Annotated in this window: 22 protein-coding genes; 15 read left to right on the forward strand and 7 right to left on the reverse strand. The window is 66.4% G+C overall.

Features of this window, described 5'->3' with window-relative positions; translation table 11 throughout:
* Positions 1-13: 13 nt before the first annotated feature.
* From IFR23_RS03775 to IFR23_RS03800, 6 genes are all read right to left on the reverse strand, one after another.
* Positions 14-475: an SUF system Fe-S cluster assembly protein gene (locus tag IFR23_RS03775; protein WP_056057670.1), complete on the reverse strand. Its 462-nt coding sequence runs from the start codon at positions 473-475 to the stop codon at positions 14-16.
* The gene (locus IFR23_RS03780) at positions 472-1,686 is read right to left on the reverse strand and encodes a cysteine desulfurase (RefSeq protein ID WP_192974772.1); all 1,215 of its coding nucleotides are present in this window, start codon (positions 1,684-1,686) and stop codon (positions 472-474) included. Before IFR23_RS03780 ends, IFR23_RS03775 begins: the two co-directional genes overlap by 4 nt.
* Positions 1,683-2,756 (reverse strand): SufD family Fe-S cluster assembly protein, encoded by a 1,074-nt coding sequence (locus IFR23_RS03785; protein WP_192975009.1) that lies wholly within the window; start codon positions 2,754-2,756, stop codon positions 1,683-1,685. The genes IFR23_RS03780 and IFR23_RS03785 overlap by 4 nt, the downstream gene beginning before the upstream one ends.
* Positions 2,757-2,758: 2 nt before the next feature.
* Positions 2,759-3,502, reverse strand: a complete 744-nt coding sequence (sufC, locus tag IFR23_RS03790; RefSeq protein WP_056057662.1) for a Fe-S cluster assembly ATPase SufC — start codon at positions 3,500-3,502, stop codon at positions 2,759-2,761.
* 99 nt (positions 3,503-3,601) lie between these two features.
* Positions 3,602-5,092 (reverse strand): Fe-S cluster assembly protein SufB, encoded by a 1,491-nt coding sequence (gene sufB / locus IFR23_RS03795; protein WP_192974773.1) that lies wholly within the window; start codon positions 5,090-5,092, stop codon positions 3,602-3,604.
* A gap of 124 nt (positions 5,093-5,216) precedes the next feature.
* Entirely contained in the window at positions 5,217-5,645 is a 429-nt protein-coding gene (locus IFR23_RS03800; RefSeq protein ID WP_060523825.1) for an SUF system Fe-S cluster assembly regulator, read from the reverse strand.
* A gap of 317 nt (positions 5,646-5,962) precedes the next feature.
* Between IFR23_RS03800 and IFR23_RS03805 the strand changes: the two genes are divergently transcribed.
* The 3 genes from IFR23_RS03805 (at position 5,963) to IFR23_RS03815 (ending at position 10,869) form a co-directional block, all read left to right on the forward strand.
* Positions 5,963-6,991, forward strand: coding sequence for a quinone-dependent dihydroorotate dehydrogenase (locus tag IFR23_RS03805; RefSeq protein WP_192974774.1), 1,029 nt, complete (start codon positions 5,963-5,965; stop codon positions 6,989-6,991).
* Positions 6,992-7,155: 164 nt separating this feature from the next.
* The gene (ggt, locus tag IFR23_RS03810) at positions 7,156-8,898 is read left to right on the forward strand and encodes a gamma-glutamyltransferase (protein WP_192974775.1); all 1,743 of its coding nucleotides are present in this window, start codon (positions 7,156-7,158) and stop codon (positions 8,896-8,898) included.
* A gap of 186 nt (positions 8,899-9,084) precedes the next feature.
* A complete protein-coding gene (locus IFR23_RS03815) occupies positions 9,085-10,869 on the forward strand; it encodes an AMP-dependent synthetase/ligase (protein ID WP_192974776.1) in 1,785 nt (594 codons plus the stop codon).
* 156 nt (positions 10,870-11,025) lie between these two features.
* Here the strand turns inward: IFR23_RS03815 and IFR23_RS03820 are convergent, their stop codons facing one another.
* Positions 11,026-13,938: a M16 family metallopeptidase gene (locus tag IFR23_RS03820; protein WP_192974777.1), complete on the reverse strand. Its 2,913-nt coding sequence runs from the start codon at positions 13,936-13,938 to the stop codon at positions 11,026-11,028.
* A gap of 147 nt (positions 13,939-14,085) precedes the next feature.
* Here IFR23_RS03820 and IFR23_RS03825 point away from each other — a divergent pair, with 147 nt between their 5' ends.
* The 12 genes from IFR23_RS03825 to IFR23_RS03880 all read left to right on the forward strand — a co-directional run bounded on the left by IFR23_RS03825 (position 14,086) and on the right by IFR23_RS03880 (position 23,541).
* On the forward strand, positions 14,086-14,949 hold the full coding sequence (locus tag IFR23_RS03825) for an aspartyl/asparaginyl beta-hydroxylase domain-containing protein (RefSeq protein WP_244655436.1): 864 nt from the start codon (positions 14,086-14,088) through the stop codon (positions 14,947-14,949).
* A 98-nt stretch (positions 14,950-15,047) separates the two neighbouring features.
* The gene (locus IFR23_RS03830) at positions 15,048-16,073 is read left to right on the forward strand and encodes a patatin-like phospholipase family protein (protein WP_192974778.1); all 1,026 of its coding nucleotides are present in this window, start codon (positions 15,048-15,050) and stop codon (positions 16,071-16,073) included.
* Positions 16,074-16,225: 152 nt separating this feature from the next.
* A complete protein-coding gene (locus tag IFR23_RS03835; protein WP_107953821.1) occupies positions 16,226-16,798 on the forward strand; it encodes a NifU family protein in 573 nt (190 codons plus the stop codon).
* A complete protein-coding gene (locus tag IFR23_RS03840; RefSeq protein ID WP_192974779.1) occupies positions 16,798-17,391 on the forward strand; it encodes a malonic semialdehyde reductase in 594 nt (197 codons plus the stop codon). Before IFR23_RS03835 ends, IFR23_RS03840 begins: the two co-directional genes overlap by 1 nt.
* Before the next feature lie 114 nt (positions 17,392-17,505).
* Positions 17,506-18,123, forward strand: a complete 618-nt coding sequence (tsaB, locus tag IFR23_RS03845; RefSeq protein WP_192974780.1) for a tRNA (adenosine(37)-N6)-threonylcarbamoyltransferase complex dimerization subunit type 1 TsaB — start codon at positions 17,506-17,508, stop codon at positions 18,121-18,123.
* On the forward strand, positions 18,123-18,611 hold the full coding sequence (locus IFR23_RS03850) for a GNAT family N-acetyltransferase (protein WP_192974781.1): 489 nt from the start codon (positions 18,123-18,125) through the stop codon (positions 18,609-18,611). Before tsaB ends, IFR23_RS03850 begins: the two co-directional genes overlap by 1 nt.
* Before the next feature lie 74 nt (positions 18,612-18,685).
* Positions 18,686-19,108 carry a Fur family transcriptional regulator gene (locus tag IFR23_RS03855; RefSeq protein WP_056047123.1) on the forward strand — a complete coding sequence of 141 codons (423 nt, stop codon included), beginning with the start codon at positions 18,686-18,688 and terminating at the stop codon, positions 19,106-19,108.
* A 31-nt stretch (positions 19,109-19,139) separates the two neighbouring features.
* Positions 19,140-19,826 carry a lysophospholipid acyltransferase family protein gene (locus IFR23_RS03860; protein ID WP_244655438.1) on the forward strand — a complete coding sequence of 229 codons (687 nt, stop codon included), beginning with the start codon at positions 19,140-19,142 and terminating at the stop codon, positions 19,824-19,826.
* Between the two features lie 300 nt (positions 19,827-20,126).
* On the forward strand, positions 20,127-21,443 hold the full coding sequence (gene miaB, locus IFR23_RS03865) for a tRNA (N6-isopentenyl adenosine(37)-C2)-methylthiotransferase MiaB (RefSeq protein ID WP_192974782.1): 1,317 nt from the start codon (positions 20,127-20,129) through the stop codon (positions 21,441-21,443).
* 386 nt (positions 21,444-21,829) lie between these two features.
* Positions 21,830-22,834 carry a PhoH family protein gene (locus tag IFR23_RS03870; RefSeq protein WP_056057614.1) on the forward strand — a complete coding sequence of 335 codons (1,005 nt, stop codon included), beginning with the start codon at positions 21,830-21,832 and terminating at the stop codon, positions 22,832-22,834.
* A 57-nt stretch (positions 22,835-22,891) separates the two neighbouring features.
* Positions 22,892-23,149 carry a type II toxin-antitoxin system VapB family antitoxin gene (locus IFR23_RS03875; RefSeq protein ID WP_192974783.1) on the forward strand — a complete coding sequence of 86 codons (258 nt, stop codon included), beginning with the start codon at positions 22,892-22,894 and terminating at the stop codon, positions 23,147-23,149.
* Positions 23,146-23,541, forward strand: coding sequence for a type II toxin-antitoxin system VapC family toxin (locus tag IFR23_RS03880; RefSeq protein ID WP_192974784.1), 396 nt, complete (start codon positions 23,146-23,148; stop codon positions 23,539-23,541). Before IFR23_RS03875 ends, IFR23_RS03880 begins: the two co-directional genes overlap by 4 nt.
* Positions 23,542-23,546: the final 5 nt, after the last annotated feature.

Consider the following 23,546-nt stretch of genomic DNA (forward strand, 5'->3'; position numbering starts at 1 on the left):
GGGGAAGCAGAAGTTACAGCATGCCCAGCTCGAGCTTCGCCTCGTCCGACATCTTCTGCGGATCCCAGGGCGGATCCCAGACTAGGTTCACTTCCGCGAACCCAACTCCCGGCACCGACCCAACCCGCATCTCGACCTCCGCCGGCATCGACTCCGCGACCGGGCAGTTCGGCGTCGTCAGCGTCATCGCCACCACCGCATGCCCGTCCTCGGTCACCTCGACGCCGTAGATCAGTCCCAGGTCATAGATGTTCACCGGGATCTCGGGATCGTAGATCTCCTTCAACGCGTCGATGATCGCATCGTACACCGCGCCACCGGGCTCGCCGGGCGAATCCACCTGCGGCTTCTGCGCCAGGAAACCCGCGAGATAATCGCGCTTCCGCTCCGCGTCGGAGTCCGTCTCCATCACGACGCGCGCCTTGGGCGGCGATGCGACGGCATCCACTTCCTCGATCTCGAACCGATCGCTCATCCGAATATCCTCGTTACTCGCTCGATACCGCGCACCAGCGCCTCGACGTCCGCCGGCCCGTTATACACGCCGAAACTCGCGCGTGCCGTCGCCTCGACGCCCAGCGCCTCCATCAACGGCTGCGCGCAGTGATGGCCGGCACGGATCGCGACGCGCTCCTCGTCCAATATGGTGCCGATGTCGTGCGGATGAACCCCCTCGATCGTGAAGCTCACGATCCCCGCCGAGTCCGCCGGGCCATACAGCCGCACCGAATTGATCCCCGACAGCGCCTCACGCGTGGCGGTCACCAGTGCAGTCTCGTGCGCATGGATCGCGTCGAGCCCGATGCTCTCGACATAGTCGATCGCCGCATGCAGCCCAAGCGCACCGACGATATGCGGCGTCCCCGCCTCGAACCGCCCCGGGGGCGGCGCATAGGTGGTTTTCGCGAACGACACCTTGTCGATCATCGACCCGCCACCCTGGTACGGCGGCATCGCGTCGAGCAGTTTCGGCTTGGCCCACAGCACGCCGATCCCGGTCGGCCCGTACAGCTTGTGCCCAGAGAACACGTAGAAATCGCAGCCGATCGCCTTCACGTCGACCGCGATCCGCGGCACCGACTGGCAGCCATCGAGCAGGATCTTCGCGCCGACCGAATGCGCGATCTCGGTGGCGCGCTTGGCATCGAGCACCGAGCCGAGCACGTTCGAGACATGCCCGAGCGCGACCAGCTTATGCGCCGGCGTGATCATCCGCTCCATCGCGTCGAGATCAATGCGGTGGTCGGCCGTCAGCGGCAACACGTCGATCGCGACGCCGCGCGCTTCCGCGACCATCTGCCAAGGCACGATGTTCGAGTGATGCTCAAGCATGGAGAGCAGAATGCGATCGCCCGCCTTCAACTGCGTCCCGGCCCAGCACTGCGCAACCAGATTGATCGCTTCGGTAGCACCACGGACGAAGACGACCTCGTCCGGCGACCCGGCACCTATGAACCGCGCGACGGCTTTCCGTGCAGCTTCGTAGGCGACCGTCATGTCGGCAGAACGCTGGTACACGCCGCGGTGCACGGTGGCGTAGGTCTCGCCATATGCGCGCGTGATCGCGTCAACTACCTCCTGCGGCTTCTGCGCAGTCGCGGCGGTATCGAGATACGCCCAGCCCTCCGGGATCGCGGGGAAGTCCGACAGGCGATCCAGGGGTCGAACGTCGGCGATCACGCTCATAATGCCCGCTCCAGCCACGCATCCGCATCCGCCACGAAAGCCTCGCGCACCGTCTCGTCCGCGATCTGCACGAACGCATCGCCGACGAACGCGCGCGTGAGCAGCGCCTGCGCCTTGGCATGCGGGATCCCGCGGCTCTGCATGTAGAACAGCGCGCGCTGATCGAGTTCGCCGACCGTCGCGCCATGCGCGCACTTCACGTCGTCCGCGAAGATCTCCAGCTCGGGCTTCAGGTTCACCGTCGCGGTACGCTGCAACAGCAACCCGCGGAGCGACTGCACGCCGTCGGTCTTCTGCGCATCGCGCGCGACCTCGACCCGCGCCGCAAGACTTGCGGTCGACTTGTCCGCAGCCACCGCACGCCAGATCTGCTTGCTCTGCCCGTTCAGCGCCGCATGCCGGACCGACACCGCACACTCCTGCCGCTGGTCGTTCCGCGTCAGCAACGCGCCGCCATATTCGGCGAACGCATCGTCACCCGTCACCGTGATCGCCCCATCGATCCGCGTCCCGGCATCGCCCGCGCCCAACACAGTGACGATCAGGCTCGCCTCGGCACCGATCTCGACCTCGTCGCGCAACGACACGAAACCACCGGCCTGAAGCAACCGCACCGCGCGCGTCAGCTTAGCGCTCTTGCCAAGCATCATTCGCGTAGACCGGTTCGACCAGCCTGCCCCGACATAGGTCTCGACCACCGAAGCGCTCGCGCCGTCAGCCAGCACGATCTCCGCCGGAAGCTGGTTCTCGCCACCGGTCGCAATGTGGACGATCTGGAGAAGCTCAACGCCGGCGTTCGCCTCGACCCGGATCGACCAACCGTTGCCCGTTGTACGACGACCGAGCGCATGCTCGCCGCCATGGATCGCCGTCATCGTGACGTGGCGCAGATCGCTTCGACCCTGATCCAGCACGCCGTCAACGAACAGCGCACGCGCACCCGGCAGGTCCATAAACCACGCATCCGCGTCCAGCGCGGCGCCGCGCCGCAGTCCGGCCGCGGCCGCAATCGCCGCCGGATCACCCCAGCGCCACGATTCCTCGCGCGTCGAGGGAAGGTCGAGCAGCATCGTCACGCGGCGATCCCCACATAGCCTTCGCTCTCGAGCTGCTTGGCGAGGTCCTTACCGCCCGAGCGGACGATCTTGCCGTCCGCCAGCACGTGGACGAAGTCCGGCTCCACGTAATCCAGCAACCGCTGGTAGTGCGTGATCAGCAGCACCGCCTTGTCGGGCGCGCGCATGATGCGGTTGATGCCGTCGCCGACGACGCGCAGCGCATCGATGTCGAGCCCTGAATCGGTCTCGTCGAGGATCGCGAACTTCGGGTTGACGATGCCCATCTGGACCATCTCGTTGCGCTTCTTCTCGCCGCCCGAAAAGCCGACGTTCACCGGCCGCTTGAGCATGTCGTAGTCCATGCCGAGCAGATCCGCCTGCCCGCGCGCGAGCTTGAGGAACTCGCCCCCCGACAGCGGCTTCTCGTCGCGCGTCGCGCGTTGCGCGTTGAGCGCCTCGCGGAGGAACTGGACGTTCGACACGCCGGGGATCTCAACCGGATACTGGAAGCCGAGGAACACGCCCGCCGCAGCGCGCTCATGCGCCTCCAGCTCGAGCAGGTCGACACCGTCAAACGTCACCGACCCGGCGGTGACCTCATAGCCGGGCCGTCCGCCGAGCACATAGCCCAGCGTTGACTTGCCCGCCCCGTTCGGCCCCATGATCGCGTGCACCTCGCCCGCGTTCACGGTCAGCGACAGGCCCTTGAGGATTTCCTTGCCGTCGATTTCGGCGTGGAGGTTTTCAATTTTCAGCATCGAATGTAGCCCAATTCCAAATCTCTAAAATGCGCGGCGCAGACTGCCCCAACCCCATCCCGTCATTCCTGCGAAGACGGGAATGACGGGAGCAAAGGGTCACCCCACGGAGCCTTCCAGCGAAATCCCCAGCAGCTTCTGCGCTTCCACCGCGAACTCCATCGGCAGCTGCTGCAGCACCTCCCGCGCAAAGCCATTCACGATCAGCGCCACCGCCGCCTCCTGGTCCAGCCCGCGCGACATCGCGTAGAACAGCTGGTCCTCGGAGATTTTCGACGTCGTCGCCTCATGCTCGATCTGCGCGGAGGGATTGCGGACCTCGATGTACGGCACGGTATGCGCGCCGCACTGGTCGCCGAGCAGCAGGCTGTCGCACTGCGTGAAGTTCCGTACACCCTCCGCAGTCGGCGCGACACGCACCAGCCCACGATACGTGTTGTCCGAACGCCCCGCCGAAATCCCCTTCGACACGATCGTCGAGCGCGTATTCTTGCCGAGGTGGATCATCTTCGTGCCGGTATCGGCCTGCTGGCGATTGTTCGTCACCGCGACCGAATAGAACTCGCCGACCGAACCATCGCCGAGCAGCACGCACGACGGGTATTTCCACGTGATCGCGCTGCCGGTCTCGACCTGAGTCCAGCTGACCTTCGAGTTCTTGCCCTGGCACAATGCGCGCTTGGTGACGAAATTATAGATCCCGCCGACGCCGTTCTCGTCGCCCGGATACCAGTTCTGCACGGTCGAATATTTGATCTCGGCATCGTCGAGCACGACCAGCTCGACCACGGCGGCATGCAACTGGTTCTCGTCGCGCATCGGCGCGGTACAGCCCTCGAGATACGAGACGTACGACCCCTTGTCCGCGACGATCAGCGTGCGCTCGAACTGCCCGGTATTCTCGGCGTTGATGCGGAAGTAGGTCGACAGCTCCATCGGGCAGCGGACGCCCTCCGGGATGTAGACGAAGGTGCCGTCGGAGAAGACCGCCGAGTTCAGCGTCGCGAAGTAATTGTCGCGCTGCGGCACGACCTTGCCGAGCCACTTCCGCACGAGGTCGGGATATTCCTTGATCGCCTCGGAGATCGAGCGGAAGATCACGCCCGCAGCCTCGAGCTCCTTGCGGAACGTGGTCGCGACCGAGACGCTGTCGAACACCGCATCGACTGCAACGCGACGCTTGGGCGTGCCGTCCTCGTTCAGCGGATCCTCGACCACGCCCGCCAGCATCTTCTGCTCGCCGATCGGAATGCCGAGCTTCTCGTAGACGCGCAGGATCTCCGGATCGACCTCGTCGAGCGACCCGAGCTTCGGCTTCGCCTTGGGCTCGGCGTAATAATACGCGTCCTGGTAGTCGATCGGGGGGACGTTGAGCTTCGACCAGTCCGGCGCCTCCATCGTCTGCCACAGTCCGAACGCCTTCAGCCGCCAGTCGAGCATCCACTGCGGCTCGCCCTTCTTGGCGGAAATGAAGCGCACCGTGTCTTCCGACAGACCCTTCGGCGCGAATTCCTGTTCGATGTCCGAGGAGAAGCCCCACTCGTACGTCTTGTTCGCGGCGGCGTATGCCTCTGCGTTCCGGGTAGCCATCATTCCATCTCCGCCGCGGCGCGGCTCTCGTAAATCTTCGCGCCTTTGCGCCTTTGCGTGCACAGAATCTTCTCACGCGAAGGCGCAAAGGCGCGAAGGAAGGGATAGGGCGCTGCGCGCAAGGTCATGCGGGCACCTGCGAAAGGGGGGCTTGCGAAAGGCTGGCGAGCGACACGCCGGCGAGCGCACCGCGGACCGCGCCGTTGACGGCGTTCCAGTGCGGCTTCACCTTGCACGTCTGCTCGACGCAGCAATCCTGCGATGCGCCATCGACACACGACGTCAGTGCGATCGGGCCTTCGACCGCCTCGATGATGTCGGCGAGCGAGATCATCGCGGGCGGGCGCGACAGGCGGAAGCCGCCCCCAGTGCCCCGCGTGCTCTCGATCAGCCCCGCGGCGGACAGCCGGCTCACCAGCTTCTGCACGGTCGGCAGCGGCACGCCGGTCTCCTCCGCGAGCAGCGTCGCGTTCAGCCGCGCGATACCGCCGCAATGACGCGCCGCGGCGCTCATCATCACGACCGCATAGTCGGCTAGGCTGGAAAGACGCATGGTGGCTTCGGAGTCCAATCGGACCGATATGATCCGATTGGTCAAATGGGCTTTGTGCAGTGCATCGTCAACCCGGCCAGGGGTGCTAACGACTCGCAACTGGCTGGGCATTTCTGGTCGCCCCGCGCGCCCTCTTTCAGCACCGTCCCCCGACCACCCGTCACCCCAGCGAAAGCTGGGGCCTCCTGGTTTGGGTCGGGCGCCTCGAACATGGATACCCCCAGCTTTCGCTGGGGTGACGGAGGCTGGGGTGACGGAGAATGTGGGGTGACGGAAGAAGGGTTTGGCCGCTCCAGCCGATATGCCTAAGAGCGCGCATGGCCTTCTACCACCCGATCCTCTTCCGTCTCGACGCCGAGCGCGCGCATACCCTCACCATCGCCGCGCTGGGCGCATGGGGGAAGGCCGGCACGCCGCTCGCCCCCAGCGTACCGCGGCTCGCGACGACCGTGGCGGGGATCGCCTTCCCCAACCCGGTCGGCTTGGCGGCAGGGGTCGACAAGGACGGCCGCGCGATCGACGGGTTCTTCGGGTTGGGCTTCGGCAGCGTCGAGATCGGCACGCTCACGCCGCTCGCCCAGCCTGGCAACCCCAAGCCCCGCATCTTCCGCCTTCCCGAAGACCGTGCGGTGATCAACCGTTTGGGCTTCAACAATGGCGGCCTCAATGGCGCGCTTCCCCGGGCACAGAGCGCAAAGCGGGACGGCGTTCTCGGAATCAACGTCGGCGCGAACAAGGACGCTTCGGATCGCACAGCCGACTATGTCCACGGCGTTACCAGAGCCGCACCCCACGCAGACTACATCACCATCAACATCAGCTCCCCCAACACCCCAGGCCTCCGCGATCTCCAGCACGGCGCCGCGCTCCGCGACCTCCTCGCCGCCTGCACCGCCGCCAAGGGCACGACGCCCATCTTCCTCAAGGTCGCCCCCGACCTCGAACCTGCCGATATCGACGACATCGCCGGCGCCGCACTCGACAACCGCATCGACGCGCTGATCGTCAACAACACCACGATCTCCCGCCCCGGCTTGCGCTCAGCCAATGCGAAGGAGACCGGCGGCCTGTCCGGAGCCCCGCTCGTCCCGCTAGCTCGCCAACGCCTGTCGGATTTCCGCAAGGCGACCGGCGCAGGGATCCCCCTGATCTCGGTCGGCGGCGTGGACAGCGGCGCCGAAGCCTATACCCGCCTCCGCGCCGGCGCGAGCCTCGTCCAGCTCTACACCGCGCTGGTCTACGAAGGCCCCGGCCTCCCCGCCCGCATCCTGCGCGAACTCGACGCGCTGCTCACCCGCGACGGATTTGCGTCGGCCGGCGACGCGGTAGGAGTCGACGCGCGCTAAGCCGCTTCCGTCATCCCGGCTCCTCCCGTCATCCCAGCGAACGGTGGGATCCAGAGCCACAGATGTCGCCCTGTGTGGCTCTGGATCCTGGGTCGAGCCCAGGACGACGGGAAGTTCGAGGTGAATGCTTGCCTCGTATTCGAACCGCGCTAGGCTCGCCCGCGATGAAGACCTCCCTCCTCGCGCTCGCCCTTATCCTGCCCGCTGCCACCACGGAGGCACGCCAGCCCGCCCCCGCCCCGGCCAAAGACCAAGGCATGGTCAGCGCCGCCGACCCCCGCGCGGCGGCCGCCGGCGTCGAGATCCTCCGAGCCGGCGGCAGCGCGACCGACGCCGCGATCGCGACGATGCTGGCGCTCAACGTCGTCGAACCACAAAGCTCCGGCATCGGCGGCGGCAGCTTCTGGATCTCCCACGCGGCCGGCGGCGCGCTCAGCACGATCGACGCGCGCGAAGAGGCCCCCGCCGCAGCCGACGCACGCTGGTTCTACGCCCCCGACGGCACGCCGCTGAGCCACAGCGACGCAGTCCCCGGCGGCCGCAGCGTCGGCATCCCCGGGGCACTCCGCGGCATGGCGCTGGCGCATCGCGCCTCGGGCAAGCTCCCCTGGGCGCAACTGTTCGCCCCCGCAATCCGGCTCGCGACGAACGGCTTCCAGGCCTCCCCCCGCCTCGTCAACGGCATGACGGCATACGGCGACCACATCACACCCGAGACGCGCAAGCTCTTCTCCGCCCCCGACGGCTCACCGATCGCCATCGGCGCAACGATCAAGAACCCGCAGCAGGCGGCCCTCCTCCAGCGCATAGCCACCCAAGGCCCCGACAGCTTTTACGTCGGCCCCGAGGCACAGAAGATCGTCACCGCGGTCAACACCGCCGCCCGCAACCCCTCGAAGATGACGCTAGGCGACCTCGCCAGCTACGACGCCAAGTCGCGCCCGCCGGTCTGCATCAAATACCGCGTCTACCGCGTCTGTGGGATGGGTCCGCCCTCGTCCGGCGGCATCACCGTGCTGATGATCCTGAAGCAACTCGAACGCTTCGACATGGGCAAACTCGGCAAGGACAGCGCGCAAGCCTGGCACCTGTTCGCCGAATCCTCGCGCCTCGCCTATGCCGACCGCGACCTGTACGTCGGCGATCCCGATTTCGTCCGCGTGCCTGTGCAGGGCATGCTCGACACCAAGTATCTCGCAGCGCGCTCGGCGCTGATCTCCCCCGCGAAGACTATGGCCAACATCGCGCCCGGCTCGCCCCCCGGCGCCCCCGCGCGCACCCGCGCCCCGGTCAGCGAAGTCCCCGGCACCACCGACATCGCCACAGTCGACGCGCGCGGCAACGTCGTCGAGGTGACCACCACCGTCGAAGGCTATTTCGGCTCCGGCATCACCGTCGACGGTACGGTCCTCAACAACCAGCTCACCGACTTCGACATCGTCCCCGTCAAGGATGGCGCGCTGGTCGCCAACCGCGTCGAGGGTGGCAAGCGCCCGCGTAGCTCGATGTCGCCGACGATCGTCTACGGTCCCGACGGCAAGGTGCGCCTGGCGGTTGGCGCGGCAGGCGGCTCGACGATCATCGCGCAGGTCGCGAAGGCGATCATCGGCGTGGTCGACTGGAAACTGTCCGCGCAGGATTCGATCGCGCTCGGGCTGCTGTATGCGCCGGGCCACGTTGCCGCGGCGGAAAAGGGCACCGAACGCGAGACGATGGTTCCCGCGTTGCAGGCGCTAGGCGAGACCGTCCAGGTCGCAGCACTCGGCTTGAAGGCAAACGCGATCGAGCGCGTAGGCGGCAAATGGGTCGGCGCAGCAGATCCGCGCAGCGAAGGCGTCGCGATCGCAGAGGACGGCTCGGTTACCAAGATCCAGCGCGTCGGCGCCCTCCAGCGCGCACCGGAATAAGAACTCTTTCCGTCACCCCGGACTAGTTCCGGGGTCCACCGTTCCGCGTACTCGACGCCAGAGAGATCGCGGAACGGCGGATGCCGGAACAAGCCCGGCATGACGTAGGCGTTCGGACGGGCTATACCACCCCAAAGATCGAGCACCCCCGCCAAGGCAAGCTCGCAGAGCACGTCAGGAGAGACAATGGCCCGCCAGCTCGAACGCTTCCCGAATCTCGTCACGATGTTCTTCGCGCGCGCCGCCGAGAAAGGCGACGCGCCGTTCCTCTGGACCAAAACGAGCGGCACCTGGGTCGCCACCAGCTGGGCCGAAGCCGCGCGTCAGGTCGCCAGCTTATCCACCGCGCTAACCGCGATAGGCCTGAAACGCGGCGACCGCGTCATGCTGGTCGCCGAGAACCGCCCCGAATGGTGCCTCAGCGACCTCGCGATCATGGCGGCTGGCTGCATCACGGTGCCGACCTACGTCACCAACACCGAGCGCGATCACCTCCACATCATCGAGAACGCTGGCGCCTGCGCGATCATCGTCTCGACCGCCAAGCTTGCCAAGACACTGCTCCCCGCGGTCATCCGCTCGAATCAGGCGCAGACCGTGATCGGCCTTGAGGACATGAAGGTCCCCGCCGGGATCGACTTCCACAACTGGCACGCGCTGATCGCCGCGCACCAGACCGCCCCCGAAACCGCCGCCGCCCGCGCCGACTTCGAACGCGAGGACCTCGCCTGCATCATCTACACGAGCGGCACCGGCGGCGCGCCGCGCGGCGTGATGCAGCACCACGGCGCGATCCTCCACAATTGCGCCGGCTGCGCATCCGTCATCTCGGAGGATTTCGGCTGGGACGACGAGGTCTTCCTCTCGTTCCTGCCGCTTAGCCATGCCTACGAACACACCGGCGGCCAGCATTTCCCGATCTCATTGGGCGGCCAGATCTACTACGCGGAAGGCCTGGAAAAGCTCGCCGCGAACATCGAGGAAACGCGCCCGACGATCATGTTCGTCGTCCCCCGCCTGTTCGAAGTCCTTCGCACGCGCATCTCGAAGACGATCGAGAAACAGGGCGGCGCGTCCGCGTACCTGCTGCGGCAGGCGCTCGACATCGGCGGCAAACGCTATGCCGGCCGCCTCCGCCTGATCGACCGGCCGATGCAGGCGGCCGTCGCCACCCTGTTCAAGCCGAAGATCTCGAAGAAGTTCGGTGGCAGGTTGAAGGCGATGATATCCGGCGGTGCCCCGCTCAATCCCGAAGTCGGCCTGTTCTTCGAGGCGCTCGGCCTCACCTTCCTGCAAGGTTACGGCCAGACCGAAGCCGCGCCGGTCATCTCGTGCAACCGCCCCAAGGCCGGCGTCCGCATGGACTCGGTCGGCCCCGCGCTCAACGACACCGAAGTCCGGATCGCCGAGGACGGCGAGATTCTGGTCCGCGGCGAACTCGTCATGCACGGCTATTGGCGCAACGATGCCGAGACCGCCAAGGTGCTGCAGGACGGCTGGCTCCACACCGGCGACATCGGCGAGATCGACGACCGCGGCCGGATTCGCATCACCGACCGCAAGAAAGACCTGATCATCAACGACAAGGGCGAGAACGTCGCCCCGCAAAAGGTCGAGGGCATGCTGACGCTCCAGCCCGAAATCGCGCAGGCGATGATCGCCGGCGACAAACGGCCGTACATGGTCGCGCTAATCGTGCCCGATCCCGAATGGACGCAAGAATGGTGTGCGGGCAACGGCGACGCGTGCAGTTTCGCACGGCTAGCGGAGAACAGCGAGTTCCGCACGGCGATCGGGCATGCAGTCGAGCGGGTGAACAAGGACCTGACGGTAACAGAACGCGTGCGGAGGTTCGTGCTCGCGGACGGCCCGTTCACGATCGAGAACGAGCAACTGACCCCCAGCCTGAAGATCCGCCGCCACGTTCTGAAACAGGCCTACGGCGAGAGGCTGGACGCGCTCTACAAATAACCCTCTCCCCTCCGGGGAGAGGGAGGGGCCCACGTGCCCTTGCGCGTGGGAGGGTGAGGGGCGTGAGGCTCGCAACGCCTCCGCCAAAGCCCCTCACCCTTCCGTCGCCAAGTGGCTCCTCCCTCCCTCTTACCGGCGGGGAGAGGGACTAAGCGGTCACTTCTTCGCCGAAGTCGCAGCCGGCACCACGGCCATCGTCCAATCCTTCTCCGGCCGTAGATACTTCGCCGCGGTCGCCTGCAACTCCACCGGCGTCGTCGCCACCAAGTCCGAAGCGATCCGCTGCGTCGCCGCGATCCGCCGCGGGTCGAACGTCGCGCCGCCAAGCTGCTGCAACCAGAACTGGTTCCCGGTCGAGGCGCGCAGGATATACTGCCCCATCGGCTTCTTGATCCGGTCCAGCTCGTCCGCCGCGATCGGCGTCGACACCAGCTCCGCCGCGATCTGGCGGGCGATCTGGAAGAAGAACGACACCTTGTCCGGCGCCACCTGCCCGATCGCGACCATCCGCCCGCCGGTGTTCATGCCCACCGGCCACTGGCTCGACACGTTCGGGCTGTAGCTCGCGCCCGCCGCCTGCCGCAGCCGCTCGAACAGGCGGTCGCTGAACACCTGCGCCAGCACATCGAGACGCCGCGCCTCGACGATGTTGTCGATCCCGCCGCCGGTCGGCCATGCGATCACCGCCGCCGCCTGGTTCTCCGGCCCGGTATGCGCCCGCATCACCGGCGTCGTGTTGTGCGCCGGGAAGCCGACCGGCGCACCGACCGTCGACACCGCCGTCCGCGGCTTCATCGCCCCGAACGACTTCGCCACCGCCGCGATCGCATCCTCGGTCTTCACGTCGCCGAAGATCGAGACCTCGATCGGCCCGGTCTTCAGGATCGGCTCCCAGAACGCGCGGAAGTCCTTCGCATTCAGCGCCTCGACGGTCGGCTTCGACGGCGTACCCCAACGCGGATCACCCGCGCGGAGCAGCCCCTCAAGGTCCCGCGACAACACGCCGTCGGGCGACGAATCATACCCGGCAAACCCCGCCAGCGCTGCCACACGAGCACGCGCCACCGGTGCCGGATCCCACGCCGGGAACGCGAGTTTCGCCGCCATCAGCCGCAACTGATCGGCATAATCCGCCGGCGACGTGATCGCGCTGAGCGTGAACGCATCGTCGTCGATCCCGAAGTCGAGCCCGATCCGCCGCCCCGCGGTCAGCTGGTCGAGATCGCCCTGGTCGAGCTTGCCGATACCACCCGCAACCAGCGCAAGATCGCCCGCCCACGCCGGCGTCGGCCGGTTCGACGGGATCGCGGTATAGCCGCCGCCGAACCGCACGCGCACATACACGCGGCCAGTCTCGCCCGCGTTCGGGAACAGCAGCACGCGCGTGCCATTGGCGAAGTTCACCTGCGCCATGTCGAACGCGGCGATCTTCTCGCGGCTGGCGACGACGCCCGGCTTGCCGAGCGACGGCAGCTTCGAGAAGTCGACCGCAGCCTGCGCGCGACGCTTGCCGGCAAGACCCGAAACGTCCGCCTTCAACGCGGTCGCCAGCTTCGCCGCAGCCCCCGCATCCGGCGTCTGCGTATTCACGAGCGCCCGGGTCGCGGTCCCCTCGAAGATCGCCTTGCTCGATGCGAGCAGCGTGGCGGGCGTGAACATGCCCTTCGCCTTGGCGTCCTGCAAAATCTTGTACGACGTCTCGGGCCCCGCCACCGTCTCGCGGATATCGAGCGCGCCGACCATGTCGTCCGCCTGCTTCGACCCCGCCTCGACCCGCGCGGTCTCGACGCTGGTTCGCATGATCGTGTCGAAATCGGCATATTCGCGGTCGACTTCGGCCTGGCTCGGCGCGTTGGTCTGCGCGTCGGCGATCACCGCGCGGACGTCCTTCAACGCCGCCTCCCAGTCGGTGCCGATCGGCACGATGTTGACGCTGGTCAGGTTCGCCGAGCGCGAGACGTCGTCGATCGACACGCCCGCCTGAAGGAAACTCCCGCCTGCGCGCGCCCGCGTCTCGAGCCGCCGACTGATCAGCCGGGTGGCGAGCACGTCGACCAGCCGCTTCTGGTTCATGATCGCGGTATCGTCCTTATACTCCCAAGGACGGACGACGCCGAGCGTCACCACCGCGGGAATAGCCGGCTCTGCGATCGTCGCGGAGACCGGCGCCTTCGGATCGGGCTTGCCGAAGCTGGGCGCGGGCGTGAACGGCCCCACACCTTTCCAGTCCGCGAAGTTCTTGACGATCAACCGCCCGAACAACGCCGGATCCATGTCGCCCGAGATGATGACGACGGTGTTCTCGGGCCGATACCAGCGATCGTGGAACGCCTTCACCGTAGCACCAGTGGCGGCTTCCAGCGTCTTGATGTTGCCGATCGGCGAGCGATCCGCGAGCGGCTGGCCGGCGAAGAACGTCGCGCGGATCGCATCGCCGAACCGCACCTGTGGCCCCGGCTGCTCGCGCTGTTCCGCCAGCACGACCGGACGCTCGGCGGTGACGGACGCGTCGGTGATGACCGGCTTCTCCATCATCCCCGACATGATCTTCAGGCTCTCGTCGAGGCCGGACTCGGTCGCCGACGGAAGGTCGAGCTTGAACGTGGTCGAGGTCGGCGTCGTCTGCGCGTTGGTATCAGAGCCGAAGGTCGCCCCGAACCGCTGCCATACCCGCTTCGCCTCGCCATCCGGCACGTATTCCGAGCCGCGGAACGACAGATGCTCGATAAAATGCGCGAAGCCCCGCTCGCTATCGGTCTCGTTCAGCGAGCCCGCATCGATCCGCACGCGCACCGACACCTGGCCGGGCGGCACGCCGTTCTTGCGCACCGCAAACCTCATGCCGTTGGGCAACGTGCCGAACTTCCACTCCGGATCCCGCGTGAGATCGCTGCCCTTGTAGAGCCACGCGGTCGTATCGATTCCCGGCAGCTCGGGAAGCGTCGGCGCTTCCTTCGTGGGGGTGGATACGGCCTGCTGCGTCGCCATCTGGCCGCTCGCCGGAATGGCGAGGCCGAGGATGACGGGGATGAGGACGGGAGCGCGGTACAAGCGCGAAAAGGACACCATGGTTCACCTGTAGCGGTCGCGGGCGTCGCTCGCCAGTGCCCTGCCTCCGCACCGGGCGCGCGGTGCCATCATTTCGTCCAACACTGCCGGTATATCGTGTCCGAACAAGGGGATCGGCGCCGCGGCGCGCCTGGATACAGGGTAGAGATGTTGGTCGAAGCCGAACTGGGGCAGTGTTCATTGTGGCGGGAATCGGGCGAACCGGTGGTACGCCGCGGCGCCCGCGTGCCCGATCTGAACGTCATATCCGGCGCGCCTAAACCAGGCGCACCGATGGTCGCCGAAGCCAACCGCCCACTCATCATCCGCGTCGGCAAGCACTTGCGCGGCGTGTTCGACCGCATGATCGCCTCGTCCTCGCTGGTCGCCAACGATCCTGTGCTCGACGTCCGCGACTTTGCCTGGACCGCTGACCTGCGCGAGAACTGGGCCGCGATCCGCGATGAGGCGGTCCGCGTCGCGCTGCAAGGCGAAGCGTCGCCCAGCCTCGCGACGATCTCGCCCGATCACCGCTCGATCGCCGAGGTCGACAAATGGCGCTCGTTCTTCCTCTATGGCTACGGCTACCCGATCGAGGAGAGCCTAGCACGCTGCCCGCACACGGCAGCCGCCGTTGCGCGCATCCCCGGCCTCAACAGCGCGTTCTTCTCGATCCTCGCGCCGGGCACCCACATCCCCGAGCATCGCGGCGTGACCAAGGGCCTCATCACCTGCCACCTCGGCCTGATCGTCCCGCGCGACGGCGACGTCCGCATGCGCGTCCACGACCGCACCGTCCGCTGGGCGGAAGGCGAAACGCTGGTGTTCGACGACACCTATCAGCACGAGGTCTGGAACGACACGACCGGCACCCGCGTCGTATTGCTGATCCAGTTCGAACGCCCCCTGCGCAACCCCGGCAAGTGGATCGCCGACCTGTTCCTCGGCGTGGTCCGCCGCTCCGCCTTCGTCCAGGACGCGGTCCGCAACATCGGCAGCTGGAACGCCGCGGTGAAACAACTCGACGTCTGAGCGATCCCGCGTGAGAGGTTGCACCGATCCGGACCGATCTCCGGACGTCGTTGTGGTCGTCTACTGATACGCTCAGGCCAGCAGTGGGAGAGGGCGTCGTGGACATCGATCGTGCGAGACCGAGATACATCCTGGCGATTGATGGCGGCGGGACGCGCGGGCTGATCCCCGCGCTGATCCTCGCCGAGCTGGAACGCCGGATCGGCCGACCACTGCACGACTGTTTCGATCTGATCGCCGGTACGTCGACCGGTGGAATCATCGCCGCCGGTCTCACCGCACCCAGCGAGACGGATCCGAAACGGGCCGCCTGCACGGCGAGCGACCTCGTCGATCTGTACCGCAACGAGAGCAAGCGGATCTTCCCGCACCTCTTCGGCATACCCCTTCGCGTACCGGGCTGGCCCTATAGCGCCCGGCCGCTCGAGCGGATCCTGGCGGCGCGGATCGGCACACGCGTGACGACGCGCGATGCGCTGACGAACATCGTCATTCCGGCGTATGACCTGCTGGCGCGCAAGGCGGTGTTCATGGCCGGCGGCCCCGATTATAACCGTAAGCCCGGCATCCCCGAGCGGGTTTTCCCGCTGCATATCGCCGCCCGCGCGACATCGGCGGCCCCGACGTTCTTCAAACCGGCCGCGATCGCCGATCCCACCAAGGTGGAACCGGATCTACTGATGGTCGATGGCGGCGTGTTCGCCAATGATCCGACGATCGCGGCGATCATCGAGGGGCGCAAGCTCGGCTGGCATCTCGGCGACATCGAGATTCTGTCGCTCGGTACGGGCCGGTCCGATCGACCCTATCCCTCTGCGCGGAACTGGTCGTTCCTGGGCTGGGTGAACCCGTTCCGGAGCGTGCCGATCTTCTCGATCCTGATGCAAGCAAGTTCCAGTACGATCTCCTATCAGGCCCGGCGGCTGGACATCGCCGCGTATGATCGCGCGGATTTCGCGTTGCCCCCTGGTGATGGCGGACTGGACAATTCGAGTGCCGCGTATCTCGCCGCTCTCACCACGCTGGCCGAGGACTGGATCGTCGCCAACGATGCCGTGCTCACCCGCTGGGCCGACAAGCTACGGACCAAGCAGTCAGGTCCGCCGCTGCCGCTCGCGGCGTAAGCCCCTGACGCAATTTACACGTTTCCCGTTGCTGGACAGCCAGAGCGCGGTACCGACACGAACGAGTTAGCCGGAATGCCCCTCACCCCCCGAAAGAAACCGTTTCCCGTTCCGCGCTTGATCCCCCGCCCCCTTCGGGCCACATGCCCCTCATGCTCATCGAAACGGAATCCACTCCCAACCCGTCGACGCTGAAGTTCCTGCCGGGACGCACCGTCATGGAAGCCGGCACGCGCGACTTCGCCACCCCAGAGGAAGCCGAGGCGAGTTCACTCGCCGACGCGATCTTCGGCCTCGGCGACGTCACCGGCGTGTTCTTCGGCCGCGATTTCGTCTCGGTCACCGCCGCGCCGGGTACCGCCTGGTCGGACCTCAAGCCCGACGTGCTTGCGATCCTGCTCGATCACTTCTCCGCCGCGATGCCGCTGTTCAAGCCCGCGCGCGCCGGCTTCTCGGTGCCGTCGGACGAACCGGCTCTGTCGGATGATCCCGCCGACGCCGACATCGTCGCGCAGATCCGCGAACTGATCGACACGCGCGTGCGGCCTGCGGTGGCAAACGACGGTGGCGACATCGTCTATCGCGGCTTCGACAAGGGCAAGGTGTTCCTCCAGCTCCAGGGCGCCTGCGCCGGCTGCCCGTCGTCGAGCGCGACGCTCAAGAACGGCATCGAGCAGCTGCTGAAATACTACGTCCCCGAAGTCACCGAAGTGAGAGCCGTCTGATGCGTCAGAAACTCGACGACACCGTCCTCGACGCCGTCTTCCGCGACGCCCGCAGCTATAACGGCTACACCGACCAGCCGGTCGCAGAGTCCGAGCTGCACGCGATCTGGGACCTGATGAAGTGGGGCCCGACCTCCGCCAACCAGCTCCCCGCGCGCCTGATCTGGGTGACCAGCGACGAGGCCAAGCAGAAGCTTGCCGACGCCTGCAGCGCGCAGAACCAGCCCAAGATCCTGAACGCTCCCGTGTCGGTGATCATCGGCATGGACACGAATTTCCACGAACACCTGCCCGAGCTGTTCCCGCACGCCGATGCGAAATCGTGGTTCGACGGCAACGCCGAACTCCGCGAGGCGTCCGCGTTCCGCAACTCGACGCTCCAGGGTGCGTATTTAATCATCGCCGCGCGAATGCTCGGGCTCGATACCGGGCCGATGTCGGGCTTCGACGCGGGCAAGGTCGATGCGGCGTTCTTCCACGACACGCCGGCCGTGCGGACCAATTTCATCTCGACGCTCGGCCACGGCGATCCCGCGACGATCTACGCCCGCTCGCCGCGCCCCGACTTCGCGAAGTTCAACAGCATCGCTTGATAAATAGCCCTCTCCCCCTCGGGGAGAGGGTTGGGTGAGGGGCTGTTCCAGGCGACGCACTGCTTGGCTGCCCCTCACCCTAGCCCTCTCCCCGAGGGGGAGAGGGAATAAGACGTGCGCACTTTAGTCATCGAAACATCCACCACCGCCTGCTCGGTTGCCCTGATCGAAAACGGCGCTATCATCGCCCGCGCGCACGAAGTCGTCGGCCGTGGCCATGCCGAGCGCCTCATCCCGATGATCGCCGAGCTGCCGGAAGGTGGCCGAGCCGGCCGCATAATAGTCGATTGCGGCCCCGGCAGCTTCACCGGCGTCCGCGTCGGCATCGCCGCCGCCCGCGGCCTCGCGCTCGGCTGGAATGCGGAAATCGCCGGCTTTTCCTCGCTCCCCCTCATCGCCGCCGCCGGTTTCGCCGACCGCTTAACCGACGATATTGCGGTGATCATGGAAGGCGGGCATGGCGAGGTCTTCATGCAAGCGTTCTCCGCCGATCTGTCGCCGCGATCCGACATGGTATCGCTGAAGCCCGACGCCGCGCTCGCCGCGCTGGCAGGACGGCGCGCAGTCGGCAACGGCATCCGCTGGCTCGCCGCACTCAACGACGGCTTGGACCTCACCGAAGCGCTTCCCGACGCAGCCTCCGCGATCCTGCTCCCTTCGGAACTGACCGCTCTAGCGCCAAGCCCGATCTACGGCCGCGCCCCTGACGCCAAGCCGTCGGTCCCGAAATAATGGCCACCCGTCAGGCCGCCACGCGCACTGTCACGCTTCGCACCGGCGACGCGCGCGATCTCGCGATCGTCGACGCGCTGATGACCGACGCGTTCGACCCGAGCTACGGCGAGGCGTGGACGCGCAGCCAGTGCCTCGGCGTGCTCGCACTGACCGGCGTCCACCTCACGATCGCGTTCGTCGACGGTTTCCCCGCCGGTTTCACGATGACCCGGTCGGTCGCAGACGAGGCCGAACTCCTGCTGATCGCGGTCGCGCCAGACTATCGCCGCCGCGGCGTCGGCACGGCGCTCATCCGCGCGGCGATCGCAGACTGCTCGGTCGGCAACATCGCCAAACTCCATCTCGAGGTCCGCGCCGGCAACGACGCGGTCAAGATGTACGACGCGCACGGCTTCACCAAGGTCGGGGAACGCCGCGCCTACTACCGCGGCAAGACCGGCGTCGCGTATGACGCACATACATATTCGAAAGATATCAACAGTTAAGGCTTATTGCGAGTCACTATCCCTTTTCGCAACAGCGCGGAGGCCCTACATGGCACTCAACGAGGGAACGACACATGCCGCGCAAAATCGATCTGGAAGCACTCTGCAACGAGAAGGGCCTGCGCATTACCGAGCAGCGCCGCGTCATCGCGCGCGTGCTGTCCGAGGCGGACGACCATCCCGACGTCGAGAAGGTCTATGAGCGCGCGTCGCAGATCGACCCCGGCATCTCGATCGCGACGGTGTACCGCACGGTCCGCCTGTTCGAGGAAGCCGGTATCCTCGACCGCCATGATTTCGGCGACGGTCGCGCGCGCTACGAGCCTGCGCCCGAGGCGCATCACGATCATTTGATCGACGTCGAGAGCGGCAAGGTCATCGAATTCGTTGATCCCGAACTCGAGCAGTTGCAGAAGGCGATCGCGGAGAAGCTCGGCTTCCGGCTGGTCGATCACCGCATGGAACTCTACGGCGTCGCGCTCACCCGCAAGGACTGACGCGATCGGCCGAATTCGCTTTGGCGCGCGGTTGGCGGCGCTGCTGGTTGCGCTGATTTTAGCGTTGCCGTTGCACGGTATGTGGCGGCTGTTCGGCCGTAAGTCGCCGTGGCCGCCACGGTTCCTGGGGCTGGTCTCGCGCATAGTCGGCGCCCGCCCTCGCGTCGTCGGCACGCCGCTTCGCCACGACGTCGTCTTCGTCTCGAACCATCTGAGCTGGATCGACATTCTTCTCCTGTCCGGCGCGACCGGCACCGCGTTCGTCGCCAAATCCGAACTTCGCGGAGTCCCGCTGGTTGGCTGGCTCTGCACGCTCAACCGCACCATCTTCGTCTCGCGTGCGGACCGCATGGCAGTAACCGCCCAAATCGCGCAGATCCGTGACACGTTGGCGGCCGACTGGCCCGTGACCCTCTTCCCCGAGGGCACGACGGGAAACGGCACCACGCTCCTTCCCTTCAAAGCCGCGTTGCTGGCAGCTCTCGACCCGCCCCCACCCGGTGTGAAGGTCCAACCCGTCCGCATCGACTATGGCGCGGCCACCGACGAACTCGCCTGGGTCGGCGACGAGCCCGGCCAACACCACGCCGCCCGCGTCCTGAAGCGGCGGGGCACATTCGTCGCGACGCTGCACTTCGCCGAACCGTTCGACCCCGCGGAATACGGCGATCGCAAAGCCATAGCCGCGGAAGCCCGCCGCCGCATGGAAGCGCTGTAAGCCACGACCAAAGAATGTTCCCCCGCGAAGGCGGGGGCCCAGTCTGGACTCCCGCCTTCGCGGGAGAACAAGGGAGGGAAGCTCCACCCATCCCCGAACTATAACACCACCCCGGCGAACGCCGGGGCCCAATTGGGGGACGTTGCTAACGGAAGACGGCGCTTCGTTACTGAGACCTTTCCAATTGGACCCCGGCCTCCGCCGGGGCGGTGCTCCAGCGGCGCTACCCCAATGATGCTCGAATGACTGCTCTAACAGCGCCCCTCCCCCCACGCGCACAAATTTGGTAGGGCCTCCCGCATGTCTCCCCCCAAAACCTTCCACGTAAAATCCTTCGGCTGCCAGATGAACGTCTACGACGGCGAGCGCATGGCCGAGCTGATGGCGGCCCAGGGCCTCACGCAAGCCGACGCGGTCGACGCTGACGTCGTCGTCCTGAACACCTGCCACATCCGCGAACGCGCCACCGAAAAGGTCTATTCGGACATCGGTCGCCTCCGGAAGGACCAGCGCCGCAAGTCCGGCAAGACCCCCATGATCGCGGTCGCCGGCTGCGTCGCGCAGGCCGAGGGCGAGGAGATCTTCACCCGTGCCAAGGTCGACATCGTGGTCGGCCCGCAAGCCTATCACAACCTGCCCGAGCTCGTCGCGAAGGCCGCCGCCGGCACGCCCTCGCTCGACACCGATATGCCGCTGCTGTCGAAGTTCGGCGCACTTCCCTCCCGTCGGAAGGTCGCCCCCTCGGCGTTTCTCACCGTGCAGGAAGGCTGCGACAAATTCTGCACCTATTGCGTCGTGCCCTACACGCGCGGCGCAGAAATCAGCCGCCCGTTCGCAGCGATCGTCGACGAGGCGAAAGCGCTGGTCGACGCCGGCGCACGCGAAATCACGCTGCTCGGCCAGAACGTAAACGCCTGGAGTGAGAACGAGCGCGGCCTCCACGACCTGATCCGCGATCTCGACCGCATCCCCGGCCTCGCGCGCATCCGCTACACCACCAGCCACCCCAACGACATGACCCAAGGCCTGATCGACGCACACCGCGACATCGAGAGCCTGATGCCGTTCCTCCACCTCCCCGTGCAGGCCGGCAGCGACCGCGTGCTGAAGGCGATGAACCGCAGCCACACCCGTGACTCCTACCTCCGCCTGCTCGATCGCGTCCGCGAAGTCCGCCCCGACATCGCACTCTCGGGCGACTTCATCGTCGGCTTCCCCGGCGAGACGGATGCCGAGTTCGCGGACACGCTGAGCCTCGTCGACGCCGTAGGCTACGCGCAGGCGTACAGCTTCAAATACAGCCCGCGTCCTGGCACCCCCGCGGCGTCGATCGTCGAGCAGGTCCCGGAATCGGTCATGGACGAACGCCTCCAGCGCCTCCAGGCCGCGCTCAACCGCGACCAGCACGCCTTCAACGCCGCCACCGTCGGCCGCACCTGCACCGTCTTGCTCGAACGCACTGGAAAACTCCCGGGCCAGCTGATCGGCAAATCCCCCTGGCTGCAATCGGTCCACCTGATCGGCAACCACGCTATCGGCGACCTCGTCGAAGTGACGCTCGCGGCTGCGGGCCCGAACTCCCTCACCGGGATCGAACGGATCGCAGAAGCCGCCTGAGCCCCCTCCTAATCCTCCCCCGCCAGGGGGAGGTGGCAGGCACTTGCCTGACGGAGGGGGAGGGCGAGATAACCGCAGTTGCGTGTCCTACCCCTCCGTCACCTACGGCGACACCTTCCCCCTTGCGGGGGGAGGATCGCAACGGCGTCCCTTAGGCTTCAAAACAATACCCGCGGCTCTCGAAACCACCCCCCGCGATTTCGCTGTCCTACACCCCGATCGCCTGTCACACTCGCCCCCGATGCAGCTTCGCCCACGCGACTCGAACCATCTCTCGGCCAGTGCTCCGGCGCGGCTTGAACGCGTCGCTTGGCGTGCTCATCTTCCTTTCAAAGGTTACGGTTCGACGCTTCCAGGCGTAACCTTTGACACCCTGAAAGGACCGTATGAGCCGTAAACCCGTTCCCGCCCAGTCCGGTGACCGCGCCCGCGTCGAGCTGCTGTTCGACAAGCCCCAATTGCTCGTCCGGCTGTTCGGCCAGTACGACCAGAACCTGGTAGCGCTCGAGAATCGTCTCGGCGTCTACATCACCGCACGAGGGAACAAGATCGGCTTGGAGGGCACCGCCGAACAAGTCGCCAAGGCGCGCGACGTGCTCCACGATCTCTACGCCCGCATCCAGCGTGGCGAAGACGTCGACGCAGGCTTGGTCGACGCGTCGATAGCGATGGCGGACGAACCCGTTCTCGAAGGCATCATCCGCGCCGATGCCGGTGGCGGTGGTGCCCCGCCGATCATGATCCGCACCCGGAAGAAGACGATCGTCCCGCGCACGCCGGCGCAGGCGCACTACATGCGCGAGCTCGCCAACAACGACATGATCTTCGCACTCGGGCCGGCAGGTACGGGCAAGACCTATGTCGCGGTCGCACAGGCGGTGCAGCAGCTCATCAACGGCAGCGTCCAGCGGCTGATCCTGTCACGTCCCGCGGTCGAGGCGGGCGAACGCCTCGGCTTCCTCCCCGGCGACATGAAGGAGAAGGTCGATCCGTACCTCCGCCCGCTCTACGACGCGCTCTACGACTGCCTCCCCGCCGAGCAGGTCGAACGCCGCATCGCCAGCGGCGAGATCGAGGTCGCTCCGATCGCCTTCATGCGCGGCCGCACCCTTGCGGATGCCTTCGTCATCCTCGACGAAGCGCAGAACACCACGCCCGCGCAGATGAAGATGTTCCTCACCCGCTTCGGCCAGAACAGTCGCATGGTGATCTGCGGCGATCCGAAGCAGGTCGACATCCCCGGCGGCGTCGCGGCGTCCGGCTTGGCGGATGCGGTCCGGCGGCTCGAAGGCGTCGAGAGCATCTCGATGTGCCGCTTCACCGTCGGCGACGTCGTCCGCCACCCGATCGTCGGTCGCGTCGTCGAGGCCTATGAAGGAACCGACGGTTGATGCTCGGGATATCCCGGAGTATATCCGGGATATCCGGGATATCCCAGGAGGATGGCGATGGCGTCTCTCTACATCAAGGACAACGAAACCGCCGAGCTCGCGTCTGAGCTTGCGTTGCGACTCGGTGTGACAAAGACCGAGGTCGTTCGTGATTTACTGCGTAAGCGCAAAGCGGAACTGGCACCGGAAGCTCCTCCGCTGAGCATGCGAGAACGATTGCGCGCCTGGCGCGAGGCGCATCCATTAGGCGAGTCCACAGGACTTGAGGCCGACAAGGCCTTCTACGATTCGTTGAACGATGAGGACGATGATTGACCATTCTCGTCGACGCATCCGCTATCGTCGCAATCATTCACGGCGAGCCGGAAGCGGACGATTTTGCCGATGCGATCGAGGCGCATGTCGACCGCTATTATTGCGCGGTCGGCGCGTGGGAAGCGGCGCAGGCGATCGCAAGGTTGAAAACCGTTAGTCTCCAGCAGGCGGCCGACCTCATTTCGAGCTTTGCGTATGAAGCCGGACTTCGTCTCGTGCCAATCGGCCACAGCGAAGGCCAGCAGGCGATTGTCGCGGCGGCGCGCTACGGCAAGGGCCGCCACCCGGCCAAGCTCAACATGGGCGATTGCTTCGCCTATGCCTGCGCGAAAACCCATGGCGCGGAACTTCTCTACAAGGGTAATGATTTCGCCCTGACCGATCTCGCCTGAAGGAC

This window comes from Sphingomonas sp. CFBP 13603, from assembly GCF_014892665.1.
Taxonomy (GTDB): domain Bacteria; phylum Pseudomonadota; class Alphaproteobacteria; order Sphingomonadales; family Sphingomonadaceae; genus Sphingomonas.